The sequence below is a fragment of the Actinomadura formosensis genome (assembly GCF_050948385.1).
In the GTDB taxonomy this organism is placed as follows: domain Bacteria; phylum Actinomycetota; class Actinomycetes; order Streptosporangiales; family Streptosporangiaceae; genus Spirillospora; species Spirillospora formosensis.
The window spans coordinates 6,892,075-6,912,800 of the sequence record NZ_CP192011.1 but is presented as its reverse complement, the minus strand read 5'-3'; the positions used below and the strand labels follow the sequence as shown (position 1 = coordinate 6,912,800).

At 71.1% G+C, this 20,726-nt stretch carries 19 protein-coding genes; 8 read left to right on the top strand and 11 right to left on the bottom strand.

The genetic code is table 11. The features are described from left to right. The first annotated feature begins 653 nt into the window (after positions 1–653). A complete protein-coding gene (gene fbp / locus ACQP1N_RS32410) occupies positions 654–1,784 on the top strand; it encodes a fructose-1,6-bisphosphate aldolase/phosphatase (RefSeq protein ID WP_433228058.1) in 1,131 nt (376 codons plus the stop codon). A gap of 75 nt (positions 1,785–1,859) precedes the next feature. Here fbp and ACQP1N_RS32405 read toward each other — a convergent pair whose 3' ends face one another. Continuing rightward, positions 1,860–2,072, bottom strand: a complete 213-nt coding sequence (locus ACQP1N_RS32405) for a DUF1918 domain-containing protein (protein ID WP_433228056.1) — start codon at positions 2,070–2,072, stop codon at positions 1,860–1,862. Positions 2,073–2,385: 313 nt separating this feature from the next. On the opposite strand from ACQP1N_RS32405, the gene ACQP1N_RS32400 reads away from it, so the two are divergent. After that, entirely contained in the window at positions 2,386–3,321 is a 936-nt protein-coding gene (locus ACQP1N_RS32400) for a ribose-phosphate diphosphokinase (protein ID WP_433228054.1), read from the top strand. 46 nt (positions 3,322–3,367) lie between these two features. Here the strand turns inward: ACQP1N_RS32400 and ACQP1N_RS32395 are convergent, their stop codons facing one another. Further along, positions 3,368–4,960 (bottom strand): serine/threonine-protein kinase, encoded by a 1,593-nt coding sequence (locus tag ACQP1N_RS32395; RefSeq protein WP_433232899.1) that lies wholly within the window; start codon positions 4,958–4,960, stop codon positions 3,368–3,370. Between the two features lie 339 nt (positions 4,961–5,299). Here ACQP1N_RS32395 and ACQP1N_RS32390 point away from each other — a divergent pair, with 339 nt between their 5' ends. Further along, a complete protein-coding gene (locus tag ACQP1N_RS32390) occupies positions 5,300–6,040 on the top strand; it encodes a YwaF family protein (RefSeq protein ID WP_067801269.1) in 741 nt (246 codons plus the stop codon). Between the two features lie 29 nt (positions 6,041–6,069). Here the strand turns inward: ACQP1N_RS32390 and ACQP1N_RS32385 are convergent, their stop codons facing one another. Beyond that, complete coding sequence (locus ACQP1N_RS32385) at positions 6,070–6,795, bottom strand: hypothetical protein (RefSeq protein WP_433228053.1); 726 nt, start codon at positions 6,793–6,795, stop codon at positions 6,070–6,072. A 77-nt stretch (positions 6,796–6,872) separates the two neighbouring features. Further along, complete coding sequence (locus tag ACQP1N_RS32380; protein WP_242608910.1) at positions 6,873–7,436, bottom strand: YciI family protein; 564 nt, start codon at positions 7,434–7,436, stop codon at positions 6,873–6,875. A gap of 318 nt (positions 7,437–7,754) precedes the next feature. On the opposite strand from ACQP1N_RS32380, the gene ACQP1N_RS32375 reads away from it, so the two are divergent. Further along, positions 7,755–9,182, top strand: a complete 1,428-nt coding sequence (locus tag ACQP1N_RS32375; RefSeq protein ID WP_084263142.1) for a nitroreductase/quinone reductase family protein — start codon at positions 7,755–7,757, stop codon at positions 9,180–9,182. Positions 9,183–9,194: 12 nt separating this feature from the next. Here the strand turns inward: ACQP1N_RS32375 and ACQP1N_RS32370 are convergent, their stop codons facing one another. The 5 genes from ACQP1N_RS32370 to ACQP1N_RS32350 all read right to left on the bottom strand — a co-directional run bounded on the left by ACQP1N_RS32370 (position 9,195) and on the right by ACQP1N_RS32350 (position 15,064). Further along, complete coding sequence (locus ACQP1N_RS32370; protein WP_084263148.1) at positions 9,195–9,827, bottom strand: O-methyltransferase; 633 nt, start codon at positions 9,825–9,827, stop codon at positions 9,195–9,197. 104 nt (positions 9,828–9,931) lie between these two features. Beyond that, entirely contained in the window at positions 9,932–10,636 is a 705-nt protein-coding gene (locus ACQP1N_RS32365; RefSeq protein ID WP_433228051.1) for a hypothetical protein, read from the bottom strand. 316 nt (positions 10,637–10,952) lie between these two features. Beyond that, positions 10,953–12,350, bottom strand: coding sequence for an aminobutyraldehyde dehydrogenase (locus tag ACQP1N_RS32360; protein WP_433228049.1), 1,398 nt, complete (start codon positions 12,348–12,350; stop codon positions 10,953–10,955). A gap of 18 nt (positions 12,351–12,368) precedes the next feature. After that, positions 12,369–13,787, bottom strand: coding sequence for an NAD(P)/FAD-dependent oxidoreductase (locus ACQP1N_RS32355; RefSeq protein WP_433228047.1), 1,419 nt, complete (start codon positions 13,785–13,787; stop codon positions 12,369–12,371). Beyond that, complete coding sequence (locus ACQP1N_RS32350; RefSeq protein WP_067801246.1) at positions 13,784–15,064, bottom strand: glycosyltransferase; 1,281 nt, start codon at positions 15,062–15,064, stop codon at positions 13,784–13,786. The genes ACQP1N_RS32355 and ACQP1N_RS32350 overlap by 4 nt, the downstream gene beginning before the upstream one ends. A 105-nt stretch (positions 15,065–15,169) precedes the next feature. On the opposite strand from ACQP1N_RS32350, the gene ACQP1N_RS32345 reads away from it, so the two are divergent. After that, positions 15,170–15,829, top strand: a complete 660-nt coding sequence (locus ACQP1N_RS32345; protein WP_067801243.1) for a TetR/AcrR family transcriptional regulator — start codon at positions 15,170–15,172, stop codon at positions 15,827–15,829. Between the two features lie 74 nt (positions 15,830–15,903). On the opposite strand, the gene ACQP1N_RS32340 is transcribed toward ACQP1N_RS32345, so the two are convergent. Both ACQP1N_RS32340 and ACQP1N_RS32335 read right to left on the bottom strand, forming a co-directional pair. Then, a complete protein-coding gene (locus ACQP1N_RS32340; protein WP_433228044.1) occupies positions 15,904–16,836 on the bottom strand; it encodes an SIS domain-containing protein in 933 nt (310 codons plus the stop codon). A 20-nt stretch (positions 16,837–16,856) separates the two neighbouring features. Then, the gene (locus tag ACQP1N_RS32335) at positions 16,857–17,831 is read right to left on the bottom strand and encodes a hypothetical protein (protein WP_433228042.1); all 975 of its coding nucleotides are present in this window, start codon (positions 17,829–17,831) and stop codon (positions 16,857–16,859) included. Between the two features lie 138 nt (positions 17,832–17,969). Between ACQP1N_RS32335 and ACQP1N_RS32330 the strand changes: the two genes are divergently transcribed. From ACQP1N_RS32330 to ACQP1N_RS32320, 3 genes are read left to right on the top strand one after another with little or no spacing between them, the layout of a single operon-like run. After that, complete coding sequence (locus ACQP1N_RS32330; RefSeq protein WP_067807072.1) at positions 17,970–19,061, top strand: polyamine ABC transporter substrate-binding protein; 1,092 nt, start codon at positions 17,970–17,972, stop codon at positions 19,059–19,061. After that, positions 19,058–19,960, top strand: a complete 903-nt coding sequence (locus tag ACQP1N_RS32325; protein WP_433228040.1) for an ABC transporter permease — start codon at positions 19,058–19,060, stop codon at positions 19,958–19,960. The genes ACQP1N_RS32330 and ACQP1N_RS32325 overlap by 4 nt, the downstream gene beginning before the upstream one ends. Beyond that, positions 19,953–20,726 (top strand): ABC transporter permease, encoded by a 774-nt coding sequence (locus tag ACQP1N_RS32320; protein ID WP_067807077.1) that lies wholly within the window; start codon positions 19,953–19,955, stop codon positions 20,724–20,726. Before ACQP1N_RS32325 ends, ACQP1N_RS32320 begins: the two co-directional genes overlap by 8 nt.

The following is a 20,726-nucleotide window of genomic DNA, read 5'->3' as shown; positions in this document are numbered from 1 at the left end:
CCTCCACTCCGGGGACCGGCGGACCTCCGCCAAGCCTTCGGCGCGGGCGGGGCCGCGGAGCCGAACCTTCTCCACGGCCAGAATGTGTCCAGCCCTGCCGGGCGGAAACGCTGACACGTGGACCGGTGAGCGGGAAAGGTAAAAGAGGGGGAATATCTCACCCAGAATGTCGTTACCGACGATATTCCGGCAAGGTCATCGAGGTTGCCGGACGGCGATCCACGGGGCGCCTCGGAACCCCGAATGAGCAGTGTCCCTCGGGTGCCGATGGCAGCGTGCTTGACTGAAAGCACAGGTCAGATAGGTTCGACTGGAGGTACTTCGTCCGAATTCTTCGCAGCACGCTCTGGTGACCGCTCTGCCGGGACGGCGTCCCATCAAGAAGGCCGGTGTCCAGGTTCGTCTCGGCTTCCGGCCCGATGCGGCACCGGCCGAACCGGTAATCCGCAGGGGCAACATCAGTTGTTCGTGCAGTCCGGGGAACTCTGAACACCGGTCATTCAATACAACCAGGACAGCGCCGATTCTGTTCCGGGCACGGGAATGGTGCAGCCCGCGCGACGGCCGGGCAGCCGGGCCGAAGCGGCCGCCGGGCGCCACCTCGCAGCCGGCGCGGCGTGACCGCGAAGGTCGACACACGGGGGAGCAGCGACATGATCACGCTCAGCATCATCAAGGCCGACACCGGCGGGTTCGTCGGTCACGCGGCGGTGCATCCGGACATGATCGCCGAGGCGCGGCACCGGGTGGAGCACATGGTCGACAGTGAACTGCTCATCGACGGGCACGTCGCCACGTGCGGCGACGACATGTCCCTCATCATGACCCATCAGCACGGCCCGGACGCCCGGCTGATCCACTCCTTCGCCTGGGACACCTTCCAGGCCACCACCCACATCGCGCAACGGCTCGGCCTGTACGGCGCGGGCCAGGACCTGCTGTCGGACGCCTTCTCCGGCAACCTGCGCGGCATGGGCCCCGGCTACGCCGAACTGGAGTTCGAGGAGCGGCAGTCGGAGCCGGTGATCTGCTTCCTCGCCGACAAGACCGAGCCGGGAGCGTGGAACCTCCCGCTCTACAAGATGTTCGCCGACCCGTTCAACACCGCGGGCCTGGTCATCGACGCCAAGATGCACGCCGGTTTCGAGTTCGAGGTGTACGACCTGTTCGAGGAGAAGCGGATCTTCTTCGACTGCCCGGCCGACCTGTACGACATGCTGATGTTCATCGGCGCGCCGGCCCGCTACGTGGTGCACGGCGTGCGGTCCAAGACCCTGGACCAGACGGCGGCCGCCACCAGCACCCAGCGGCTGTCGCTGATCGCCGGCAAGTACGTCGGCAAGGACGACCCCGTCATGATCGTGCGCTGCCAGTCCGGGCTGCCCGCCGTCGGCGAGGCGCTGGAGCCGTTCAGCTTCTCCTACACCGTCGGCGGCGCCATGCGCGGCTCGCACCACGCCCCGCTCATGCCCGTTTCCATGGAGGACTCGCACCCCGCCCGGTTCGACGGGCCGCCCCGGGTGGTCGCCCTCGGCTTCCAGGTTCACGAGGGCAGGCTCATCGGCCCCCGCGACCTGTTCGCCGACCCCTCCTTCGACGAGGCCCGCCGCCAGGCCAACCACGCGATGGACTACCTGCGCCGCCACGGCCCGTTCGAGCCGCACCGGCTGCCGCTGGAGGACCTGGAGTACACCACCATGCCGCAGTTGGCCGACCGGCTCGCCGACCGCTGGTCGCCGATGACCACCGTGCTGGCCGAGCAGGAGACGCCCATCATTCCCTGACCGGCCCTGCCGTCCGCCCTGCGCCCCGGCGAGGTGCGGAGACCGCCGAGGGGACGGCCACCGGAATGCCGCCGTCTAATCCTTCGGTGTCTCCGGTGCATCGGACGGGTAGTGCTCGATGGTGGCGTCGGAGGCGGGGAAGAACGTGCTCTCGTGCCCGTCGTCCCACCGGACGAGGTAGGGCGGTGCTCCTTCCCGGCCGTGCACCTCAATGATCTCGGCGTTGCGGTTCGGCTCGCCCACGTGGTGTCCGTGGATCACCAGCCGGTCACCTACGCTCGCTTGCATGGCGTCCCCCCGATGTTCCGCTCTTCCTGACGTTCGGTTCTGAGTCCATCGTGGTGCGGACCGCGGCCGGCAGCCAGGGTCGAAGGTCCATATCGGCGCAGGTCGGCGGAGGGCTGGGGGCGGGTCGGCTCCGGCGGCTGCGGCGCGGCGTGCCTGTCATCTCTGCCCGAGGCGGGGGAAGGACACCCCGTGGCGCGACCGACGGTGGACCGTGGTGCGGGCGAGTGCACGGATGCGCCGGCCCGCCGATGATGCGGGCGGTCACGCCGGCATCCGACCGGCACCGGCTTTCCGGTGCGGACGAGGAGGGGCGATGTCCATCCAGATCGTGTCAGGGACGGCGCATCCGGCGCTGACCGACGCCGTCGCGGACGCGCTGGGCACCGAGCCGGTGACGAGCGAGGTGGTGCGTTTCCCCGACGGGGAGCTGCGGCCGGTCGTGGGCGGTGTGCAGGGCGGGGACGTGTACGTGCTCCAGCCCACGGGACCCGCCGTGAACGATCACCTGGTCGAGTTGCTTCTGCTGCTGGACGCGTGCCGCCGGGGCGGCGCGAGGACGCTCACCGCCGTCGTCCCGTACTTCGGATATGCCCGGCAGGACCGCCGCGGCCTGGCGGGGGAGGCGGTGGGCGCCAGGGTGGTGGCCGACGCCCTGGCCTCCGTTGGGGTGGACCGGCTGGTCGTGGTGGACCCGCACACCAGCGCGCTGGAGGCCATGTGCGCCATGCCGGTGGAGATGCTGACCGCGGTGCCCGTCCTGGCCGGTGTGCTCGCGCAGGAGACCCCCGACACGACCGTGGTGGTGGCGCCCGACCTCGGCGCGGTCAAGCTCGCCGAGCACTACGCCCGGCTGTTGCGGCGTCCGGTCGCCGTGGTGCGCAAGAGACGGGTGACCGGAGAGAGGGTTCATGCCGAGGAACTGGCCGGTGACGTCGCCGGCCGGCCCGTGGTCATCGTGGACGACATGATCAGCACCGGCGGGACGATCGAGGCGGCGGTGCGTGTCCTGCGCGCCGCCGGGGCCGCCTCCGACATCACCGTGGCCGCCACCCACGGGCCGCTGGTGGCCGCCGCCCACGAGCGGCTCGCCCGGCTCTCGCTGCGCCGCCTGCTGGTCACCGACACCCTCCCGGCGAGCCGGGAGCGGCCGCCGTGGCTTCAGGTGCGGTCCGTGGCCCCACTGCTCGCCGACGCCATCGGCCGCCTGCGCGACAACGAACCCCTGGACACCCTGATGATCCGCACCTGACCCCGGCCCCTGGACGCTCCGCCGGCCGCGGGCGGACGAGGACCGGTCAGGCGGCGCTGGACAGCCTGCCGGCGGCGGATCCGGCGAGGCCGGTGGCGAGCCGGCAGCGCTGCGCCGCGTCCGCTCCTCCCTGGACGATGACCAGCAGCAACTCCGTCTTCCTGCCATGCGCGACGGTGAAGCGACGATGGACGACCTGGGCGGCACACGTGTCGGAGTCGTATTCCGGGTCGACGAATGCGTCGTGCCCGCCCAGCCTGATCGGGCGGCCGTCCTGTGCATTCAGCGGGTCATCCTGATCGAAACGCACGATGAGGGTTTGGTGGCTGGTCGTACTGTCCCACCTGCATTCCCAGTTGCCGAATTCCGTCCTCGGATGCGTCGCGTCCACGCCGGGGAGGCGGGAGAGCGCCTTCGCGTCCAGGAGCGCGCACGCGTTCGCCCAGAACAGCGATTCACCCACCGGACGTGCCGTCCGCGGGGGAAGCTGCCCCTTTGAGAGCACCGTGGCCGCGCTTTTGACGGCGGTGTCGGCGATGGCGCACATGTTCACCGAGGCGTCACCGGAATCCGCGCTGATGTTCACGAGGTGCTTGTCGCGCAACAACAGCATCCAGGAGCACGCGTGCTCCTCCTGGAGTTCCCGCCAGCCCTGGATTCCGGCGAGGTTCTCGACCTTCCGGGGCAGTTCCATGGCCGGGTCCGGGTTGATGAGTTCCGCCTTGACGTCCACCTCGCCGCCACTGCGCGGATTCACGAGAACGTCACACCGATTGAAATTGCCGTAGGCGGTGTCTATCTCGGTGGTACCGAACCGGGCGAGCTGTGCGGTGTCGTGCAGGGCGCAGGGGTCGGCCTTGTGCGGATCGCCCAAGGCCGAGGCGGGAGCCGCCGGCCGGGGTGCCGGGGACGGCGGGCCGACGACCACCCACGCCACGACGGCGATCACGGTGATCGCGCACACGACCGCGGCGGCGCGGAGCACGGCCCGCCGCCGGGGAGGCGACGGCTCGGGCCCGTCCGCGGGGGCGTCGATCACGAGGGCGTCGGCCGCGGCGAACAGTGTGGCTCCGAGCGAGAAGATGTCAGACGCCGGGGTGGGCTCCCGCCCCTTCGCGACTTCGGGCGAGATGTACGCGGGGGTCCCCGCGATCACCGCGCCGCTCTCGGAGACCGTCACATCCGCGTACATGGAGCGCGAAATCCCGAAATCGCCCAGCTTGGCCCGGCCGTCATCGGTCACGAACACATTGCCGGGCTTGATGTCCCCATGCACGATGCCCGCGGCATGCACCGCCTCCAGCGCATCGGCGATCTGGACGCCGAGCCGGGCCACCCGCTCAGCGGGCAGCGTCTCCTGATCGGCCAGGCTGCGCGATGGGACGTACTCCATCACCATCCACCATTCGCCGTTCTCCTGGACGACGTCGAACAGGGTGACGACATGGGGATGGTTCAATTTGGCCAGCAGCTCGGCCTCACGGCGCAGACCCCGGATGTGCTTTGCGCCGCGCGCCCCCTCGGCGGGCAGCGCGCGTTTGATCGCGACGTCCCGGCCCAGTAACTCGTCGTTCGCGAGCCACACCGTACCTCCACCGCCCGCGCCGACCTGTTCCAGCAGCCGGTAGCGGTCGGCCACCAATTGACCAGGCCGCATTCGCCCTCCGCCACACCCGGAGTAAACCTGAATGATCACTGTGAGGGGCACCGCCCTACGGCACCGATCACCATTCTTCGGGGTATTCGCCGAACGGCGGCAGCCGATCGCCCGCCGACGGAAATGATCAATACCCCGAAAGTGGAACGCTCTTCGCATTACGGCGTTTTGTCATAATCTTCCGAAAACGGGCGGAAATCGAGGGTGCATTCGAATTTCCTGCTTCTGGGCCCGCCCTCGTGCTCGCGGGTTCTTCGTCCGCCACGGGGCGGGGGAGCGCGGTGGGCGGCCGACCGGGGACGGCCGGGTTAGCATCACCGGATGTCGCTGACCGTCGCCGGCGAGTTCGTCGCGTTCGGGCCGTCGCACTGGGCGGCGCTCGGGCTGTTCGCGATCGGGTGCGCCGGGCTGGTGCCGCTCGGCCGGGCGCAGCGGACGGGGACCGAGCCGGGCCACGGGTCCGGCGAGCAGGCGAGGGGCTTCGGCAAGGCGTACGCGCTGGCGATCGTGTACGTGATGATCGGCACGCAGGTTCACCCGCTGCTGCCCGGCCAGTGGAGCATCGGCGGGTCGCTGCCGCTGCAGTTGTGCGACGTGGCGTGGCCGGCCGCGGTCGGCGCGCTGTGGACGCTCGGCCGGCGCTGGTTCGCGCTGACGTACTACTGGGGACTCACACTGTCGGTGCAGGCCCTGCTCACACCGGCGCTGAACGGCGGGGACTATCCCGACATCGATTACCTGGGCTTCTTCGGGATGCATCTGATGATCGTGTGGGCCGCGGTGTACCTGACCTGGGGGCTCGGGATGCGGCCGGACTGGGGCGGCTACAGGTTCGCGGTCGCCGTCACCCTGGCGTGGGCCGTCGCCACGTTCGTTTTCAACGTCGCCGCCGGGACCAACTACGGGTACCTCAACCACAAGCCCGGCACCGCCTCGGTGCTGGATCTGCTGGGGCCCTGGCCGTGGTACGTGCCGGCCGAGGCCGCGCTCATCCTGCTCGGCTGGGCCCTGATCACCTGGCCCTGGACCCGCATGGAGCAGACCCGTCCCGCCGCGGGCTGAGGCCGGTGCCTCGCACCGCGGAACGCGGGCTACCCGGACCGCAGTTCGCGGACGCGGGCGCCGAAGACGCGCCAGCGGCGTTCATTGTCGTGGACGAGCATGGCCGACTCCGTCATCAGGTCCGCCGCCCGGTCGAGCAGTTCGGACGCGGAGTAGAGGTAGCCGGGGGCCAGCCGCCCGCCGCCCAGGTCGGCGCGGAGCGCCGCGGGCGAGAAGTCGACGCGGGCCAGTACCTCAAGGGCGCGTCTCAGCAGCCGCGCGACCAAGGTTTGCAGGCCCGCCGACTGCCAGTCGTTGGCGATGATGCGGTGCCGCTCACCGAGCAGGTCGGCCAGCGCCGGGTGGACGGCGAGCTGCCCGGCGATCTCCCATGCCTGTTCCATCGCGTGCGCCAGCCAGGTGCCGCCCCGCTCGTAGTCGTCGGCGACCTCCCCGATGTCCCGCTTCAGCCGCAGCAGTTCGGCGGGTTCGCCCTCGCCCTCCATGAACAGGATTCCCGACTCCGCGACGAGCCCCGGGGCGTTCAGATCCTCCGCGCCGGCGAACGGAACCGTCCCGGAGCGTCCGCCCGCATCGACCGTGCTCCACCGGTCGGCCAGCGACTTCAGCGCCCGGGACCGGGCCTGGAGCTCGGCCGCCTGCCTCAGCGGCGCCTGGGAGTAGTACTTCTCATGCTCGTGATGGAACCGCGCGAGGTTGGCGATCACCTCCAGCAGCGGCTCGGGAGGAGTGCCCCCCGGCTCGTCCTCGGCCACACGGGCAGCCTTCCCCCGATCACCCGCCCGCAACATCGCCGGCACGTCCTGAACCGGACGGGTGACGGGGAGGGCCGTTACCGCCGTCCGCCGAACTCCCACGCGTGGACCTCGATATCGGCGTACCGCTTCGGGTCCAGGACGGCGCGTGCCGTGTCCGGGTCCGGCGCCCGGAGCAGCGCCGCCGTGCCCAGCCATGCGGTGCCGTCGTCGGACAGCAGCGGCCCGTAGGCGATCAGCTCGTCCCGGCCGGGCGGCACGTCGAGGTCGGCGGCCTGGCCCGAGCCGAGGCCGAGCACCAGGTACCGGTCGCCATCGGTCCGGCCACCGGGGAAGTCCCACATCGTGCGCCCCAGCATGTTGCGCCACCGGCGCAGCAGCACGTCCCGGTACACGCCGGCCTGGTAGCCGGGCTCGTCGAAGGCGAACGCGCGGGCGGCCGCCGGGTCCGGCAGGTCGACGATGTGCACGCTGCCGGTGGGGGTGTCGCCGGCGGCGAAGGTGGGGCCGCGGGCGATCAGCTCCGCCGCGTACCGGTCCATGTAGGACCAGTGCTCTTCCAGCAGCTCGTCGCGCAGTGCCATCGAGCCGGGCCGATCGCGGTGGTAGCAGAAGAATTCCATGGCCACAGTCTTCACCATCGTGCGAGCCCTTCCGCGGTCCCGGTCTCCCGGGAGCCGGCAGACCTTCCAGCCCGCCTGCCGCCGATCCTTGCGTGGACGCAGTTTTCGGCACGCGCGTCATCGCAGGTGACATGGCATATCTTCGGCCAATCCCGGCGTTGTCCGATGATGAAATATCCGTCACCGAAAGGGAACATCAACACAAAAGGTGAACCAGCCGATCATCTTTCCGGCCGGAAGGGGTATGAAGTGTCCTGCCGTTACCGATAACGGCATGCCGGCAGCACCGTGAAACATCGTCTTCACGAGTACGTCGATCCAGACCGGGCGGGTTCCATGAGACTTCGCGAACGGGTGGCGAACCCGGTCGTCGGCGCGCTTCTGCGGTCCCGCGCCCATCGGCTGCTGAGCGGCTCCGGCGCCCTCATCACGGTCACGGGACGCCGTACCGGCCGGCCCTACACGCTCCCGGTGGTCTACGCGCGCCGGGACGGCGGCGTCTACGTGCTCGTCCGCCGCTCCGGCCGCAAGACCTGGTGGCGCAACCTGCGCCGTCCCGCCGCCGTCCGGCTGCTGATCGCCGGAAGGGAGCAGGAGATGGTGGGCGAGGCACTGGCCTGCCGCGTGGACGCCGGCGAGGGGGCGCGGGGCCACCGGCGTCGCTTCCCCCGGAACCGGCTTTCCGGCGGCGATGCCGTGCTCGTCCGGCTGCGCGCCCGTCCGGTCGCGGCCGGGGACGGGCCGGCGGGGCGGACGCGGCGGATCGTCGTCGCGCGGTACGGAGGCCCCGAGGCCATGCGCCTGGTCGAGGAGCCGCTGCCGATGCCCTGCTCGGGCGAGGTCCGGGTGAAACGCGTCGCGGCCGGGGTGAGCTTCGCCGACGTCCTCATCCGCGAGGGCGGCTACCCGGGTGGTCCGCGCCCGCCGCTCACACCGGGATACGACCTCCTCGGAACGGTCGACGCGGTCGGTGAGGGCGTCACCGGCCTGTCCGCCGGGCAGCGCGTCGCGGCCCTGACCGTCTTCGGGGCCTACGCCGATCATGTCTGCGTTCCGGCGCCTCACCTGGTGCCCGTTCCCGCGGACCTGGACCCGGCCGAGGCCGTCGCCCTCGTCCTCAACTACGTCACCGCCCACCAGATGCTCCACCGCGTCGCGAAGGCACGGGAGGGCGAGCGGGTGCTGGTGCACGGTGCCGCGGGCGGGGTGGGCACCGCCGCGCTGGAACTGGGGCGCCTGGCCGGCCTGCACATGTACGGGACGGCCGGCGGCGCCTCCACCGAGATCGTGTCAGAGCTCGGGGCCCACGCGATCGACTACACCAGGGAGGATTTCGCGCAACGGGTGCGTCAACTGGCCCCCCGGGGAATCGACGTCGTCCTGGACGGTATCGGAGGCCGGACCTCGCGCCGCTCGTACCGGCTGCTGCGTCCCGGCGGCAGGCTGGTGATGTTCGGCCACTACGCGTCCCTGCGGCACGGACGGCGCGATCTCGTCCGGGCCCTGGAGTTCTACGCGGCCGGAGCACTGGTGTTCGCCCGGGCCGCGTTGCCGGGAGCCCCCACCGCGACGATCTACCAGGTGGCCGAATGGCGTGACCGGCGGCCCGACTGGTACCGGGCGGATCTCACGGCCCTGTTCGATCTGCTGGCCGGCGGACGGCTCTCACCGGTCATCGCGGAACGCGCCCCCCTGGAGGACGCCCCCAGGCTGCACGAGCAACTCGGCCGCGGCCAGGTCGTCGGCAAACAGATCCTGTGCTGATGCGACCCCGCATCAGGCGGGCCCCGGGGGAGCGGGGAGGCGGGCGGGCGGGAGGCGGCGGGCCATGGTCAGGCCGTCGGCGATCGGCAGCATCACCATCTGGACCCGGTCGTCCCGGCGGGCGTGCTCGTTGAAGGCGTGGACGGCCGCGGCCTTCTCGCCGGGCTCGTCCTCGATCACCTGGCCGCTGAAGAGGGTGTTGTCGACCAGCAGCAGCCCGCCGGGCCGCAGCCGCGGCACCAGCTCCTCCCAGTAGCCGATGTAACCGGGCTTGTCGGCGTCGATGAAGGCGAGGTCCAGGTGCGGTTCCGGGGGCAGGGCGCGCAGGGTCTCCAGCGCGGGGCCCAGCCGGAGGCGGATCCGGTCGGCGATGCCCGCCCGGGTCCAGAACTCGCGGGCCAGCGCCGTCCACTCGGCGGAGACGTCGCATGTGGTGATCGATCCGCCGGCCGGGAGCCCGCGCGCCAGGCACAGCGCCGAGTAGCCGGTGAACGTGCCGACCTCGACGATGTCGCGGGCCCCCAGGAGCCGGACGAGGAAGGTCAGCAGGGCGCCCTCCTCCGGGGCGACCACCATGTGCGCCTGGTCGGGGACGAGCGCGCACGTGCGATCGATCAGCTCCTCCAGGAGGGGATCGGGCGTCATCCTGCCCTGCGTGAGGAGATAGGAATGCAGGTCCGGGGTGAGAGCCAGGTTCCTGAGGTCGAGGGGTTCGCTCCGGCGCACGGTGTCTCCCGGGGGATGTTCGGTCAGGACGGGTGCGGGTCTCGTACGGCGCGCCGCCAGGCGGTGTAGGCGTGGCCGACGGTCTCGGCGTCCACCGCGATGCCGCTGATGAAGGAGGTCAGATCACCGGCGCAGTGCAGCTCGAACCGGCGCCGGCCTGAGGGGTTCGCGGGCGATCGGACGAAGTACATGACGGTGGTTCCCCGGGGGCCGCCCTCGCGGGGGTTGTACCCGCCGCCCTCCCAGTGCAGTCCCCCCTCGCGCCGCCAGGCGGCGACCAGCCTGGCCAGCAGCGGCGGGTCGGGGTGGGCCACGGTGAACGCGGTGTGGTCTTCGAAGCCGTGGGCGATTTCCGACCTCTCGATGCGGTCGTCCAGATCCGGGCAGGTGCGGGGGAACAGGAACACCTCGACCGCGGGATGCCGTTGCCCGCTCGGCAGTTCCAGTTGGAGGCGCGTGATGTGGACGTCGCAGTCCTCCGGTCCGAGCCCGTACCGCTCGATCAGCCGGCGGCGGACCACCGTGCTCGGCACCGGCGGCGTCGGCGCCAGCCCCCGTCGTTCCAGATACTCCAGCCCGGCCGTGAGCGACCGGGGTAAGAGCAGCACCGCGCAGTGGTCGAACACGCAGTGGTCCTCGGTCAGCCGGGCGGCCGCACCGCCCGGCCGGACGGGACCCACGAGTTCCGCGACGGGCGTGATCGACGCCTGCCGGGCATGACGGATCACCCGGCCCAAACGACGCAGGTCGGTTTCGTGAAAGGCGTCACCTGCGAGTGCGTCTCCCCCGGGCATCGGTCACTCACGTGCGCCATCAGAAGGGCGGGCGGTGAACATCGCTACTTCCTGCTCGGTGTCGAGGGCCATCGTGTGATGCTTCGCATTCGCTGAGTAGTTTTCTGATGATCAAGTTCGTCCAAATGTACAGACTCGAAATATGGCCGGGAAGTAAGTTTTTAGTTCGGCTTCTTCGGGAGTCGCATCGGCTTTGCCGGAGTAATGTCCAAAGCCCTGGTTCATGGATTTCGTGCCGGCGGCGGGGACGTCAGGCCGGGCGGAAGGCGTCGCGGGACTCGGGAGCGGCGTGTTTGAGCATGATGTGCCGGGTGACCGAGTACTCGGCGACCGACTCCTGGCTCATGTCCTTGCCGAAGCCGCTGCCCTTGACGCCGCCGTGCGGGGCCTCGGAGGCGATCGGCAGGTGGTCGTTGATCCAGGTGACGCCGGCGTCGAGACGGTGGGCGACGCGCAGGGCGCGGGAGACGTCGGCGGTCCATACCGAGGAGGCCAGACCGTAGGGGGTGCCGTTGGCCAGGCGGACGGCCTCGTCTTCGTGGTCGAAGGGCAGGACGACGAGGACCGGGCCGAAGACCTCGCCCTGGACGATCTCGCTGTCCTGGGCGGCGCCGACGAGAAGGGTCGGCGCGTAGTAGTAGCCGGGGCCGTCGAGCGGGGCGCCGCCGCACAGGGCCCGCGCGCCCGCGGCGACCGCACGCCGGACGAAGCCGTCCACCCGGTCGCGGTGCGCGGCGGAGATCAGCGGGCCGATGTCGGTGCCGTCGGCCCAGGGGTCGCCCGGACGCACCGAGGAGACCGCCGTCCGCAGGGCGTCCACAACGGCGTCGAACGACTCGCGGGCGGCGTAGACGCGGGTGGCGGCGGTGCAGTCCTGGCCGGTGTTGTAGGTGGTGCCCATCGCCAGGCCCGCGGCCATCTGCTCCAGATCGGCGTCGGGGAAGACCAGCGCGGGCGCCTTGCCGCCGAGCTCCAGGTGGACCCGCTTGACGCCCTCGACCGCACCGCGCATGACGGCCTTCCCGGTGGCGGTCGAGCCGGTGACGCTCACCATGTCCACGCCGGGGTCGGTGACCAGGGCCTCCCCGACCCCCGCGTCGCCGAGGACGACCTGGACCAGACCGTGCGGCGCACCCGCCTCGACGATCAGCTCGGCCAGGCGGAGCGTCGCCCGCGGGGTGTTCGGAGCGGGCTTGATGATCACCGCGTTGCCCGCCGCGACCGCGGGACCCACCTTCCACACGGCCATGACCAGCGGGAAGTTCCAGGGGGCGATCGAGGCGACCACGCCGACCGGGCGGCGCACCAGCATCGAGGTGTAGCCCGCGCTGAACAGGCCCGCGCCGGTGCCGTCCAGGGACCGGGCGGCGCCCGCGAAGAACCGCAGATTGTCGGCGGCGAAGGGCAGCTCGCCGTCCCGGAACACCGGTGCCGGCTTGCCGGTCTCCTCGACCTCCAGCCGGGTCAGCTCGGCGGAGTTCGCCTCGACCAGGTCGGCCAGGCGCAGCAGCACCCGCGCGCGCTCGCCGGGTGTCACGTCCTTCCAGATCTCCTGGGCGCTCCTGGCGGCGGCGACGATCGCCGGCAGCTCACCGGCCGGCGTGTCCGCGAGCTCGGCGAGGGCCCGGCCGGTGGCGGGATTGATCAACGTGCGCAATGTGCGTCCTCAGGAGTTGAAACCGATGCCGAAACGGTCGAGCAGGCGTAGCCAGGGACCCCGGCGCCCCTCGCGTGCGTCGGCGCGTACCAGGGCCCGGCGCGTCACCTCGACGACGGGCCACCGCAGCGGCTCGGGCGGGAACGGCAGCGGGGGCCGGCGCACCATCCGCAGTTCGGTGCGTTCGGTGCGCCGCCGGGCCAGCAGGTCCAGCGCGACCTGCGCGCCGAACCGGGACGCCGCGACGCCGAGCCCGGTGTACCCGACCGCGTACCCGACCCGCCCGCCGAGCGCCGTCCCGAACGTGGCGGTGAACCGGCTGGTCGAATCGATGGCGCCACCCCACCTGTGGCTGAAGGCGACCGGCCGGAGCTGCGGGAACGTCTCCCGGAAGTGCCGCGCCAGCAGATCGTGCGACGACGCCCGCTGCGCGAGGTGCTCCCCGACCCCGCCGCCCCGGTGGTAGATCGCGTCGTACCCGCCGAACAGGATCCGGTCGTCGGCCGTGAGCCGGTAGTAGTGGAACTGGTTGCCCGCGTCGGTGACCCCCTGCCGTTGCGTCCACCCGATCGATGCGAGCTGAGCGGCTGTGAGCGGTTCGGTCACCAGTACGTAGTCCCAGACGGGCAGCACGAGATGCCGCAGCCGCCTCAACGGCGCCGGATAGGCGTTCGTGGCCACCAGGGCCTGTCCCGCCAGGACGGTACCCGCCGCCGTCCCGCCGGGACCGGCGATGGTGTCGACGGCGACTCCGCTCCGATGGCGGGTGAAGCCGGTGACCACGGTGTGTTCGTGGATGCGGACGCCGAGGCGGGCCGCGATCTCGGTGAGGCCGAAGACGAGCTTGCCGGGGTCGACGAGGCCGCCGGTGTTGCGGACGCGCAGGCCGCCCAGATAGGTGGGGGAGCGGACGTCGGCCCGCATCTCCTCGGCGTCCAGCCAGGCGGCGTCGTCGCCGTAGTCCAGGTGGAGCCGCTGCAGGGCGCGCAGTTCGGCGACCTGGTGCGGGGCGACGGCGACCGTCGTCTTGCCGGTGAGACGCAGGCCGGCGTCGATGCCGTGCCGGTCGAGGGTGGCGGCCAGGTCGCGGAGGTTCTCGCGGCCGAGCCTGACCAGTGCGGGCATCTCGGAGAGCCAGCGGGAGACGCCGTGGGCCATGCCGTGGGTGAGGGAGTCGGAGACGAAGCCGCCGTTGCGGCCGCTGCCGCCGAAGCCGATCGTCGCGGCCTCCAGGAGCAGCACATCGGCGCCGGGGTTCTCCTCCTTGGCGAGGATCGCGGCCCACAGGCCGGTGTAACCGCCGCCGACGATGACGAGATCGGCGCCGGTGGCGCCGGCGAGCGGCGGGAAGGGGCCGGGACGCCCTGGCCGGTCGGTCCAGAAGACCGCCGGCCGGGCGCCCCCGGCGGCACCGGGAACGAAGCTCACGCGCGGGCCGCGCGTTCGATCAGGTCGGCGGCGAGGGTGACACCGTCGCGGGCGCGGATCTCGGCCCCGGTCTTGCCGAGCCGCTCGCGGAGCGCGGTGTCGCCGAGCAGCCCGTCGATCGCCCCGGTGAGCTGCTCGGCGGAGAAGCGGTAGGTGTCGAGCCGGACGCCGAGGCCCAGTTCGTCGACGCGCTGGGCGTTGTCGTACTGGTCCCAGAACAGCGGCAGCAGGACCATCGGCTTGCCGAAGTGCAGACTCTCGGTGGTGGTGTTGTTGCCGCCGTGCGTGATCACCAGGTCGACCAGCGGGATCACCTGCGTCTGCGGGACGAACTCCGCGCCCCACATGTTGCCGGGCAGGTCGATCTCCTCGTGCAGCGGGCCCTTGGAGACGATGTAGCGGTGCGGGGTCGCGCCGAGCACGGAGATCACCCGCCGCATCAGTTCGATGTCGGCCGAGCCGAGCGAGCCGAGCGAGAAGTAGATCAGCGCGCCCTCGCCGGTACGGAGCTCGCCGGGCAGTTCGAACGAGTCGTCGGTGGCGCGCACCGAGGAGTCGAGGCGGTGCCAGGCCGCTCCGAGTTCGCGCGGATAGTCGGCGGCCTCGGGGTAGACGTAGAGGTTGAGGTCGCCTTCGTGGATGAACTCCAGTTCGGGAAGCGGCCGTGCGCCCTGGGCGACGCACCAGGCGGAGAACTCCTCCCAGAGCGCCCGGTGGGTGCGGTCGTACTCGGCGGCGAAGTCCCGCCAGCGCGACCGGTCGTCGATCGGGTAGCCGGAGAAGGGCGGCGGGACCTCGGGAGACTTCACCTCCAGCGGGTTGCAGGAGACGATCCGGACGAACGGCACGCCCGCCGTGGTGAGGGCGGGGAAGCACACCACGTTGTCCTCGACGATCACGTCCGGCCGCACCCGCCCGATGATCTCTTTGAGCCGGGGCTCGCAGTACTTCGCGCCGGAGATGAGCTCTTCCCAGACGGGCTTGATCCAGGTGTCCAGCTGCTCGAAGGTGGGTTTGCGGAACTCCGGCGCGGTGTCGCGGATGAAGTCCTTCCAGAACTGGCCCGCGTCCTGCTCGGCGGCGTCCTCGGCCGGAGGGGTGAGGTCGACCAGGTCCTCTTCGAAGCCCAGCGGCGCGAGCTTGCCCTTCCACGACGCCTCGGCGGCGAAGACGACACGGTGCCCGCGCCTGCGCAGGACGTCGCCGATGCCCACGCAGTTGTTGGTCGGCCCGTAGGCGCTCTCCGGCATGAACAGGACCGTCAGCTCATCGGCCATGGTGGCTCCCGGTGTCGCCCCAAGAGGGGAGGCTCTTTTGAAGAAGGATTCAAATAGTATCGAGGGCGCCACGTCAACACCTGGGAGAACCGAGAATGGGGAGCCATGGCCACGCGTAAGAGGAAGACCGAGCGGCGCCAGGACCTCATCGAGGCCGCGCGAAGGGCGATCGTGCAGTACGGCACCGACGCGGTCCACCTCAACCAGGTGGCCGAGGCGGCGGGGCTGACCTCGGGTGCGGTCCTGTACCACTACCCCGACCTCAACGACCTGCTGCTCGAGGCGCACCACGCGGGCATGGAGCGCTTCTACGACCTGCGGATGAAGAAGATCGCCTCGATCGCCGACCCGGCGGAGAAGCTGGTCGTCACCATCCGCTCCGGCCTGCCGTCGAGCCCGGACGACGACGACGTCCGGCTGCTGTGCGAACTCGGCGGCTCGGCGGGACGCAACCGCGTCTACGCCACCTTGCTGACCACGCTCTACGACCGCCAGGTGACGATGTACCAGATGATCCTGGAGACCGGCCGGGCCCAGGGCGCGTTCACCCTGTCGGGAGACTCGCAGACGATCGCCCGCAACCTCGTGGCCTTGGAGGACGCCTACGGCTACCGGATCGTGGCCAGGCATCCGCTGATCGGGCCGGACGAGGCGGCGGAGCTGATCCTGGACTACGCCCGGCAGGCCACCGGGCACCCGCTGCGTCCCGCGCCCGAGCCGGCGCGCAAGCCCAGGGCCGCCGGCACCACCCCGAAAGCCCGGTGATCCGAGCGCCGCGTTCCATGGCCGCCCGCCCGCCCCGCCGCCCGGCAAGGATTTGAACGGGTCTTCAAACAGGGCTACCGCCACCAGGCGGCGGCGACCAGTTCGGCGACCAGTGTCTCGGCCAGGAGGGCCACGTCGGCCTCGCCGTCGTGCCGGTAGCGCACGGCGGCGCGGGCGCCGCCGACCGGCGCGCCGACGGTGACGACGGTCGAACCGCGCCGCTTGATCCAGTCCATGGCCTGGGCGTCGTAGCGCGAGCCGGGGAACAGCAGGGCCCGGTAGTCGCGGGTCTTGGTCAGGTAGACGTCGACATGGGACCAGTCGCCGGTCTCGCAGGCGTCGGCGGGCCGCCGCGGCCCCTCCCGCAGCATCAGGGCCGACTGTTCCGCGGACGAGATCCGTTCGTACGGTGCGATCGTGTAGACGCCGTCGGGCCCGTCCAGCAGGGGGAGCACGTCGTCGAGCCATCGGCGCTCCAGCAGGTCGGCGCTGGCCTCGGCGGCCTTGAGCAGCAGGCCGGGCAGATCGAGGGCCGCCCTGGTCAGCCGCCGCTCCAGGGCGAGCAGCAGCCCCAGGGTGTGCTGGAACGACCGGCAGGCCACCCCGCCCTTCTCCTCGCCCGCGAGCATCGGCACGACCAGGGACGCGCCCTCGGTCACGGGCGAGTCCGCGACGTTGGTGAGCGCCACGTGCCCGCCGCCGCGGACGGCCAGCGCGTCCAGCACCTCCCGGCTGGCCCCGGACGCCGAGATCGCGACGGTGAGGGTGCCGGGCGGTTCGGGGACGGGGAGGGCCGAGGCATAGTCGGCCACCGCGTCGATCCCGGCGCGGCGCAGGCGGTGGGCCGCGACCGTGGCGGCGTAGCGGGAGCTGCCCATGCCCAGGAAGGCCACCCGCCGGACGTCCCCGAGGGAGGCGAACGGGTCGCCCCCGCGCAGGGCGTCGGCGAGTGCGGCCAGGGCCGCGGGCTTGGCTTCGAGGTCGGCGCGGAACAGGTCCGGGTGCATCGGTGGTCTCCAGTGTGCCGTCAGTGGTCGTACCAGGAGCGCAGCACGCCCAGCGGGGCGTAGCGCCAGCGGGGGAGGAACCGGGCGGCGTAGATCAGTTCCCGGCACTCCTGCTCGATCGAGAACGCCCTGACCAGGCGCTCGTCGAAGAACTCGGGGGCGCCGTAGGCCGCGAGGAAATCCGCCCGCGCCGCCGCGACCCAGCCCGTGGCGTCGTGCCCGCGGCGTTCGCGGGCCACCTGGCCGACATGCTCCAGGCTGGTCAGCAGCTGCGCGACGTCCCGGGCGGCGGGCAGCAGGTCGGCGGCGGGCCGCCCGCCGCCGGGGCCGGCGAGCACCGGGTTGCCGTCGAAGTCGATCACCGCGTGGCCCTCGCGCCACCGGAGGATCTGGCCGGCGTGCAGGTCGCCGTGGATGCGCATGAGCGGAGTGCGCAGCGGGTCGGGCGGGTCGAGCAGGTCCGCGCGCAGCCGGTGCGCCCGGGAGCGCAGCCATGGGTCGCCGGTGCGCGCCAGGGCCTCGTCCAGGGCGGCGAGCGCGCCCGGCAGCCGGACCAGTTCGCCTTCGACCACCGGGGCGGGGTGGGCGGGGGTGGCGGTGGCCAGGGCCCTGTGCAGGTCCGCGGTGAGCGTGCCCAGCAGCCGGCCGACCGGTTCCCCGGCGACGGCCGCGTCCACGCACCACTCCCAGCCGTCGCGGGCCTCGGGCAGGTAGGCCGTGACCAGCGCGACCAATGCGCCGTCCGGGGCGAAGACCGCCCGGTAGGGGCGTGCGGTCCCGGTGAACCCGGCCAGCGCGAGCTGTTCCAGTACCGCCAGGGCCCGGTGCGGCGGCGGAGCGGGCGGGGTGAACCACTTGACGACCAGCCGTTCGCCGACGATCACCGACCGGTGCGTCTGGTCGGCGGTGATCGCCCGCTCGGCGGGGTCGGCCAGCGGCGGCAGCACGGCGAAGTCCCGCGCCGTGTAGGGCTCCGGGACCCCGTCCGGGGCCACGACGTCTATTGAATGCAAATTCAAGTTTGTAACCACAAGTAGGCGTTGAGTAGCAGATTTAAGTCTTGTTCATGTTGAGGTGAGATGCAACACTCAGCCTTCGACCGCAGTCCTCCGACCACCGAAGGTGGTGTCGGTATGCTCCGCATATCGACCGCGACGATCGTCGCGGCACTCGCCCTGACCCTTGCCGCCTGCGGCGGCTCCGCTTCCGGAGGCGCGGCCGCCCCGGACAGGCTCGACCCGAGCGCCGATCTCGCCGAGCAGTCGCTCACGATCTCCAACTGGGACAAGTACATGCCGGCGGACCTGCCGGCGAAGTTCAAGGCGAAGACCGGCGCCCCGGTCACCGTCACCAAGCACGTGACCAACGAGGAGATCGTCGCCAAGCTCACCGCGGGTGGGGACAGCGGCATCGATGTGGCCTTCGTCTCCGGCCAGTTCGCCCAGGCGCTCAACGAGCAGGGCCTGCTCGAACCGATCCACGCGGACCTGATCCCGAACCTCGGGAACCTCTATCCCGAGGCCACCCGGCTCGCCTACGACAAGGGCAACACCTTCTCGGTTCCCTACACCTGGGGCACGACCGGCCTGTGCTACCGCAGCGACCTGACCGGCTACACCCCCGACAGCTGGAACGACCTGCTCAAGCCCAGGCCCGAGCTCAAGAAGAAGATCACGATGCTGGCCACCGAGCGCTGGCTGATGCTGCCCGCCCAGAAGTCCCTCGGCTTCTCGGCCAACACCCGCGACAAGGGCCAGATGGACCAGGTGAAGTCCGTCCTCGTCAAGGCCAAGGAGAACCTGCTGGCCTTCGACGACGCCACCTTCGGCGACCGGCTCAAGTCCGGCGAGGCCGCGCTGGCCGAGGCATGGGACGGCTGGTGCCCGACCGACCGCAAGGACATCAAGTTCGCGGTGCCCAAGGAGGGCAGCGACCTCTGGGTGGACACGATGGTGATCCTGAAGTCCTCCAAGAACAAGGAGGCCGCGCACGCCCTGATCAACTACATCCTCGAACCCGAGGTGCACGGCTGGGCCGCGGCGAACATCCTCTACAAGGTCCCGAACAAGCTCGCGATGGAGAAGGTCGACCCGGCACTGGTCAAGAGCCACCCGCACCTGGCCATGCCCCCGGGTGACCTGCTGAAGGGCGAGGGCCTGGTCGACCTCGGCGAGGCCGCGCCGACCTACACGCAGATCGCCACCGAGGTCGCGGCCAAGAAATGACCGCCGTGCCCAAGGACGCGCGGACGCGGGCGGCGGGCAGGGCCCGCCGCCTGCGGGCCGAGCCGCTGGTGCTGCTCGGTCCCGGCCTGCTGTACCTGCTGGCCTTCCTGCTGGTCCCGCTCGCCCTGGTCCTCAGCTACACGATCTTCAAGCGGGGCCGGTTCGGCGGGATCGTCCACGAGGCGACCGGCGACAACTTCACCCGCGCCGCCGACCCGCTCTACCTGGACGTGCTGCTCACCTCGGTGAAGCTCGCGACGGTGACGACGCTCCTGGCCCTGGCCATCGGCTATCCGACGGCCTACGTCATCGCGCGCCTGCCCGCCCGGTGGAAGACGCCGGCGCTCGTCGCGGTGGTGCTGCCGTTCTGGACCAACTTCCTGATCCGTACCTACGCCTGGATCGTCCTGCTGAACTCCGAGGGGCTGGTCAACTCGGCGCTCACCGACCTCGGGGTGATCGACAGGCCGCTCGGGCTGCTCTACACCGACGGCGCGATCGTCACCGGGCTGCTCTACGCCTACCTGCCGCTCATGATCCTGCCGCTGTACTCGGCGATCGAACGGCTCGACCCGCAGCTCGCAGAGGCCTCGGCCAACCTCGGCGCGGGCCCGGCCAGGACGTTCCTGTCGGTGACGCTGCCGCTCACGCTGCCCGGCGTGCTGACCGGGTGCGTGTTCGTGTTCGTGCCCAGCCTCGGCAACTTCGTCATCCCCGAGCTGCTCGGCGGCGGACGGACGATCATGGTCGGGAACCTGGTGCGCGACCAGTTCCTCAAAGCCCGCGACTGGCCCTTCGGCTCGGTGCTGGCGCTCAGCATCGTCGCCGTGCTCATCGCGCTGCTGACAGTGCAGGCGTGGGCCGCGCGCCGGTTCTCCGGGGAGGGCGACCATGCGTAGGGCGCGGTGGGCCTACGGGCCGTTCTGGCTGACCTATCTGTTCCTCTACACGCCGATCGTCGTGCTCGTCGCGATGTCGTTCAACGCCGCCGACACGCCCTATTCCTGGGGCGGTTTCAGCACGTCCTGGTACGGCGAACTGAGCGGCGACGAGGCCATCCGGGAAGGGCTGGTCAACACCCTGGTCGTCGCCGCCGGGTCCACCGCGCTGGCGACGGTGCTCGGCACGCTGCTCGCCGTGGGGCTGGCCCGCTACCCCCGCCTCCGCGTGCTGGCGGTGCTCGCCACGCTGCCCGCGATCCTGCCGGACCTCATCCTGGCGATCGGGCTGCTGGCGTTCTACTCCGCCGTCAGGGCGACGCTCGGGCTGCACTCGGTGCTGCTCGCCCACACCGTGTTCGGCATGGCCTTCGTCGCGACCGTCGTGCGGACCCGGCTGTCGCACTCCGACACGTCCCTGGAGGAGGCGTCCCGGGACCTCGGCGCGGGCCCGGTCACGACGTTCGTACGGATCACCTTGCCGACGCTGGCGCCCGGCATCGTCGCCGGCGCGCTCCTGGCGTTCACCCTGTCGATCGACGAGTTCGTGATCGCGTTCTTCACCGCCGGACCCAAGGACCCGACCCTGCCGATCGTCATCTACTCGATGGTCCGCTTCGGTGTCACGCCCGAGATCAACGCGCTGGCCACGGTGCTGCTGGCGGTCAGCTTCACGGTCGTGATCCTCGCCCAGCGGCTCACCCGCCTCACCGACTCCCTGCGTTAG

What these genes read in the sequence shown, in the direction of transcription:
- ACQP1N_RS32350 (WP_067801246.1), bottom strand. Translation starts at nt 15,064, where the DNA reads ATGGCCGATGAGCTGACGGTCCTGTTCATGCCGGAGAGCGCCTACGGG.
- ACQP1N_RS32330 (WP_067807072.1), top strand. Translation starts at nt 17,970, where the DNA reads ATGCTCCGCATATCGACCGCGACGATCGTCGCGGCACTCGCCCTGACC.
- ACQP1N_RS32340 (WP_433228044.1), bottom strand. Translation starts at nt 16,836, where the DNA reads ATGCACCCGGACCTGTTCCGCGCCGACCTCGAAGCCAAGCCCGCGGCC.
- ACQP1N_RS32320 (WP_067807077.1), top strand. Translation starts at nt 19,953, where the DNA reads ATGCGTAGGGCGCGGTGGGCCTACGGGCCGTTCTGGCTGACCTATCTG.
- ACQP1N_RS32405 (WP_433228056.1), bottom strand. Translation starts at nt 2,072, where the DNA reads ATGCAAGCGAGCGTAGGTGACCGGCTGGTGATCCACGGACACCACGTG.
- ACQP1N_RS32325 (WP_433228040.1), top strand. Translation starts at nt 19,058, where the DNA reads ATGACCGCCGTGCCCAAGGACGCGCGGACGCGGGCGGCGGGCAGGGCC.
- ACQP1N_RS32390 (WP_067801269.1), top strand. Translation starts at nt 5,300, where the DNA reads ATGTCGCTGACCGTCGCCGGCGAGTTCGTCGCGTTCGGGCCGTCGCAC.
- ACQP1N_RS32345 (WP_067801243.1), top strand. Translation starts at nt 15,170, where the DNA reads ATGGCCACGCGTAAGAGGAAGACCGAGCGGCGCCAGGACCTCATCGAG.
- ACQP1N_RS32400 (WP_433228054.1), top strand. Translation starts at nt 2,386, where the DNA reads ATGTCCATCCAGATCGTGTCAGGGACGGCGCATCCGGCGCTGACCGAC.
- ACQP1N_RS32370 (WP_084263148.1), bottom strand. Translation starts at nt 9,827, where the DNA reads ATGACGCCCGATCCCCTCCTGGAGGAGCTGATCGATCGCACGTGCGCG.
- ACQP1N_RS32380 (WP_242608910.1), bottom strand. Translation starts at nt 7,436, where the DNA reads ATGGTGAAGACTGTGGCCATGGAATTCTTCTGCTACCACCGCGATCGG.
- ACQP1N_RS32375 (WP_084263142.1), top strand. Translation starts at nt 7,755, where the DNA reads ATGAGACTTCGCGAACGGGTGGCGAACCCGGTCGTCGGCGCGCTTCTG.
- fbp (WP_433228058.1), top strand. Translation starts at nt 654, where the DNA reads ATGATCACGCTCAGCATCATCAAGGCCGACACCGGCGGGTTCGTCGGT.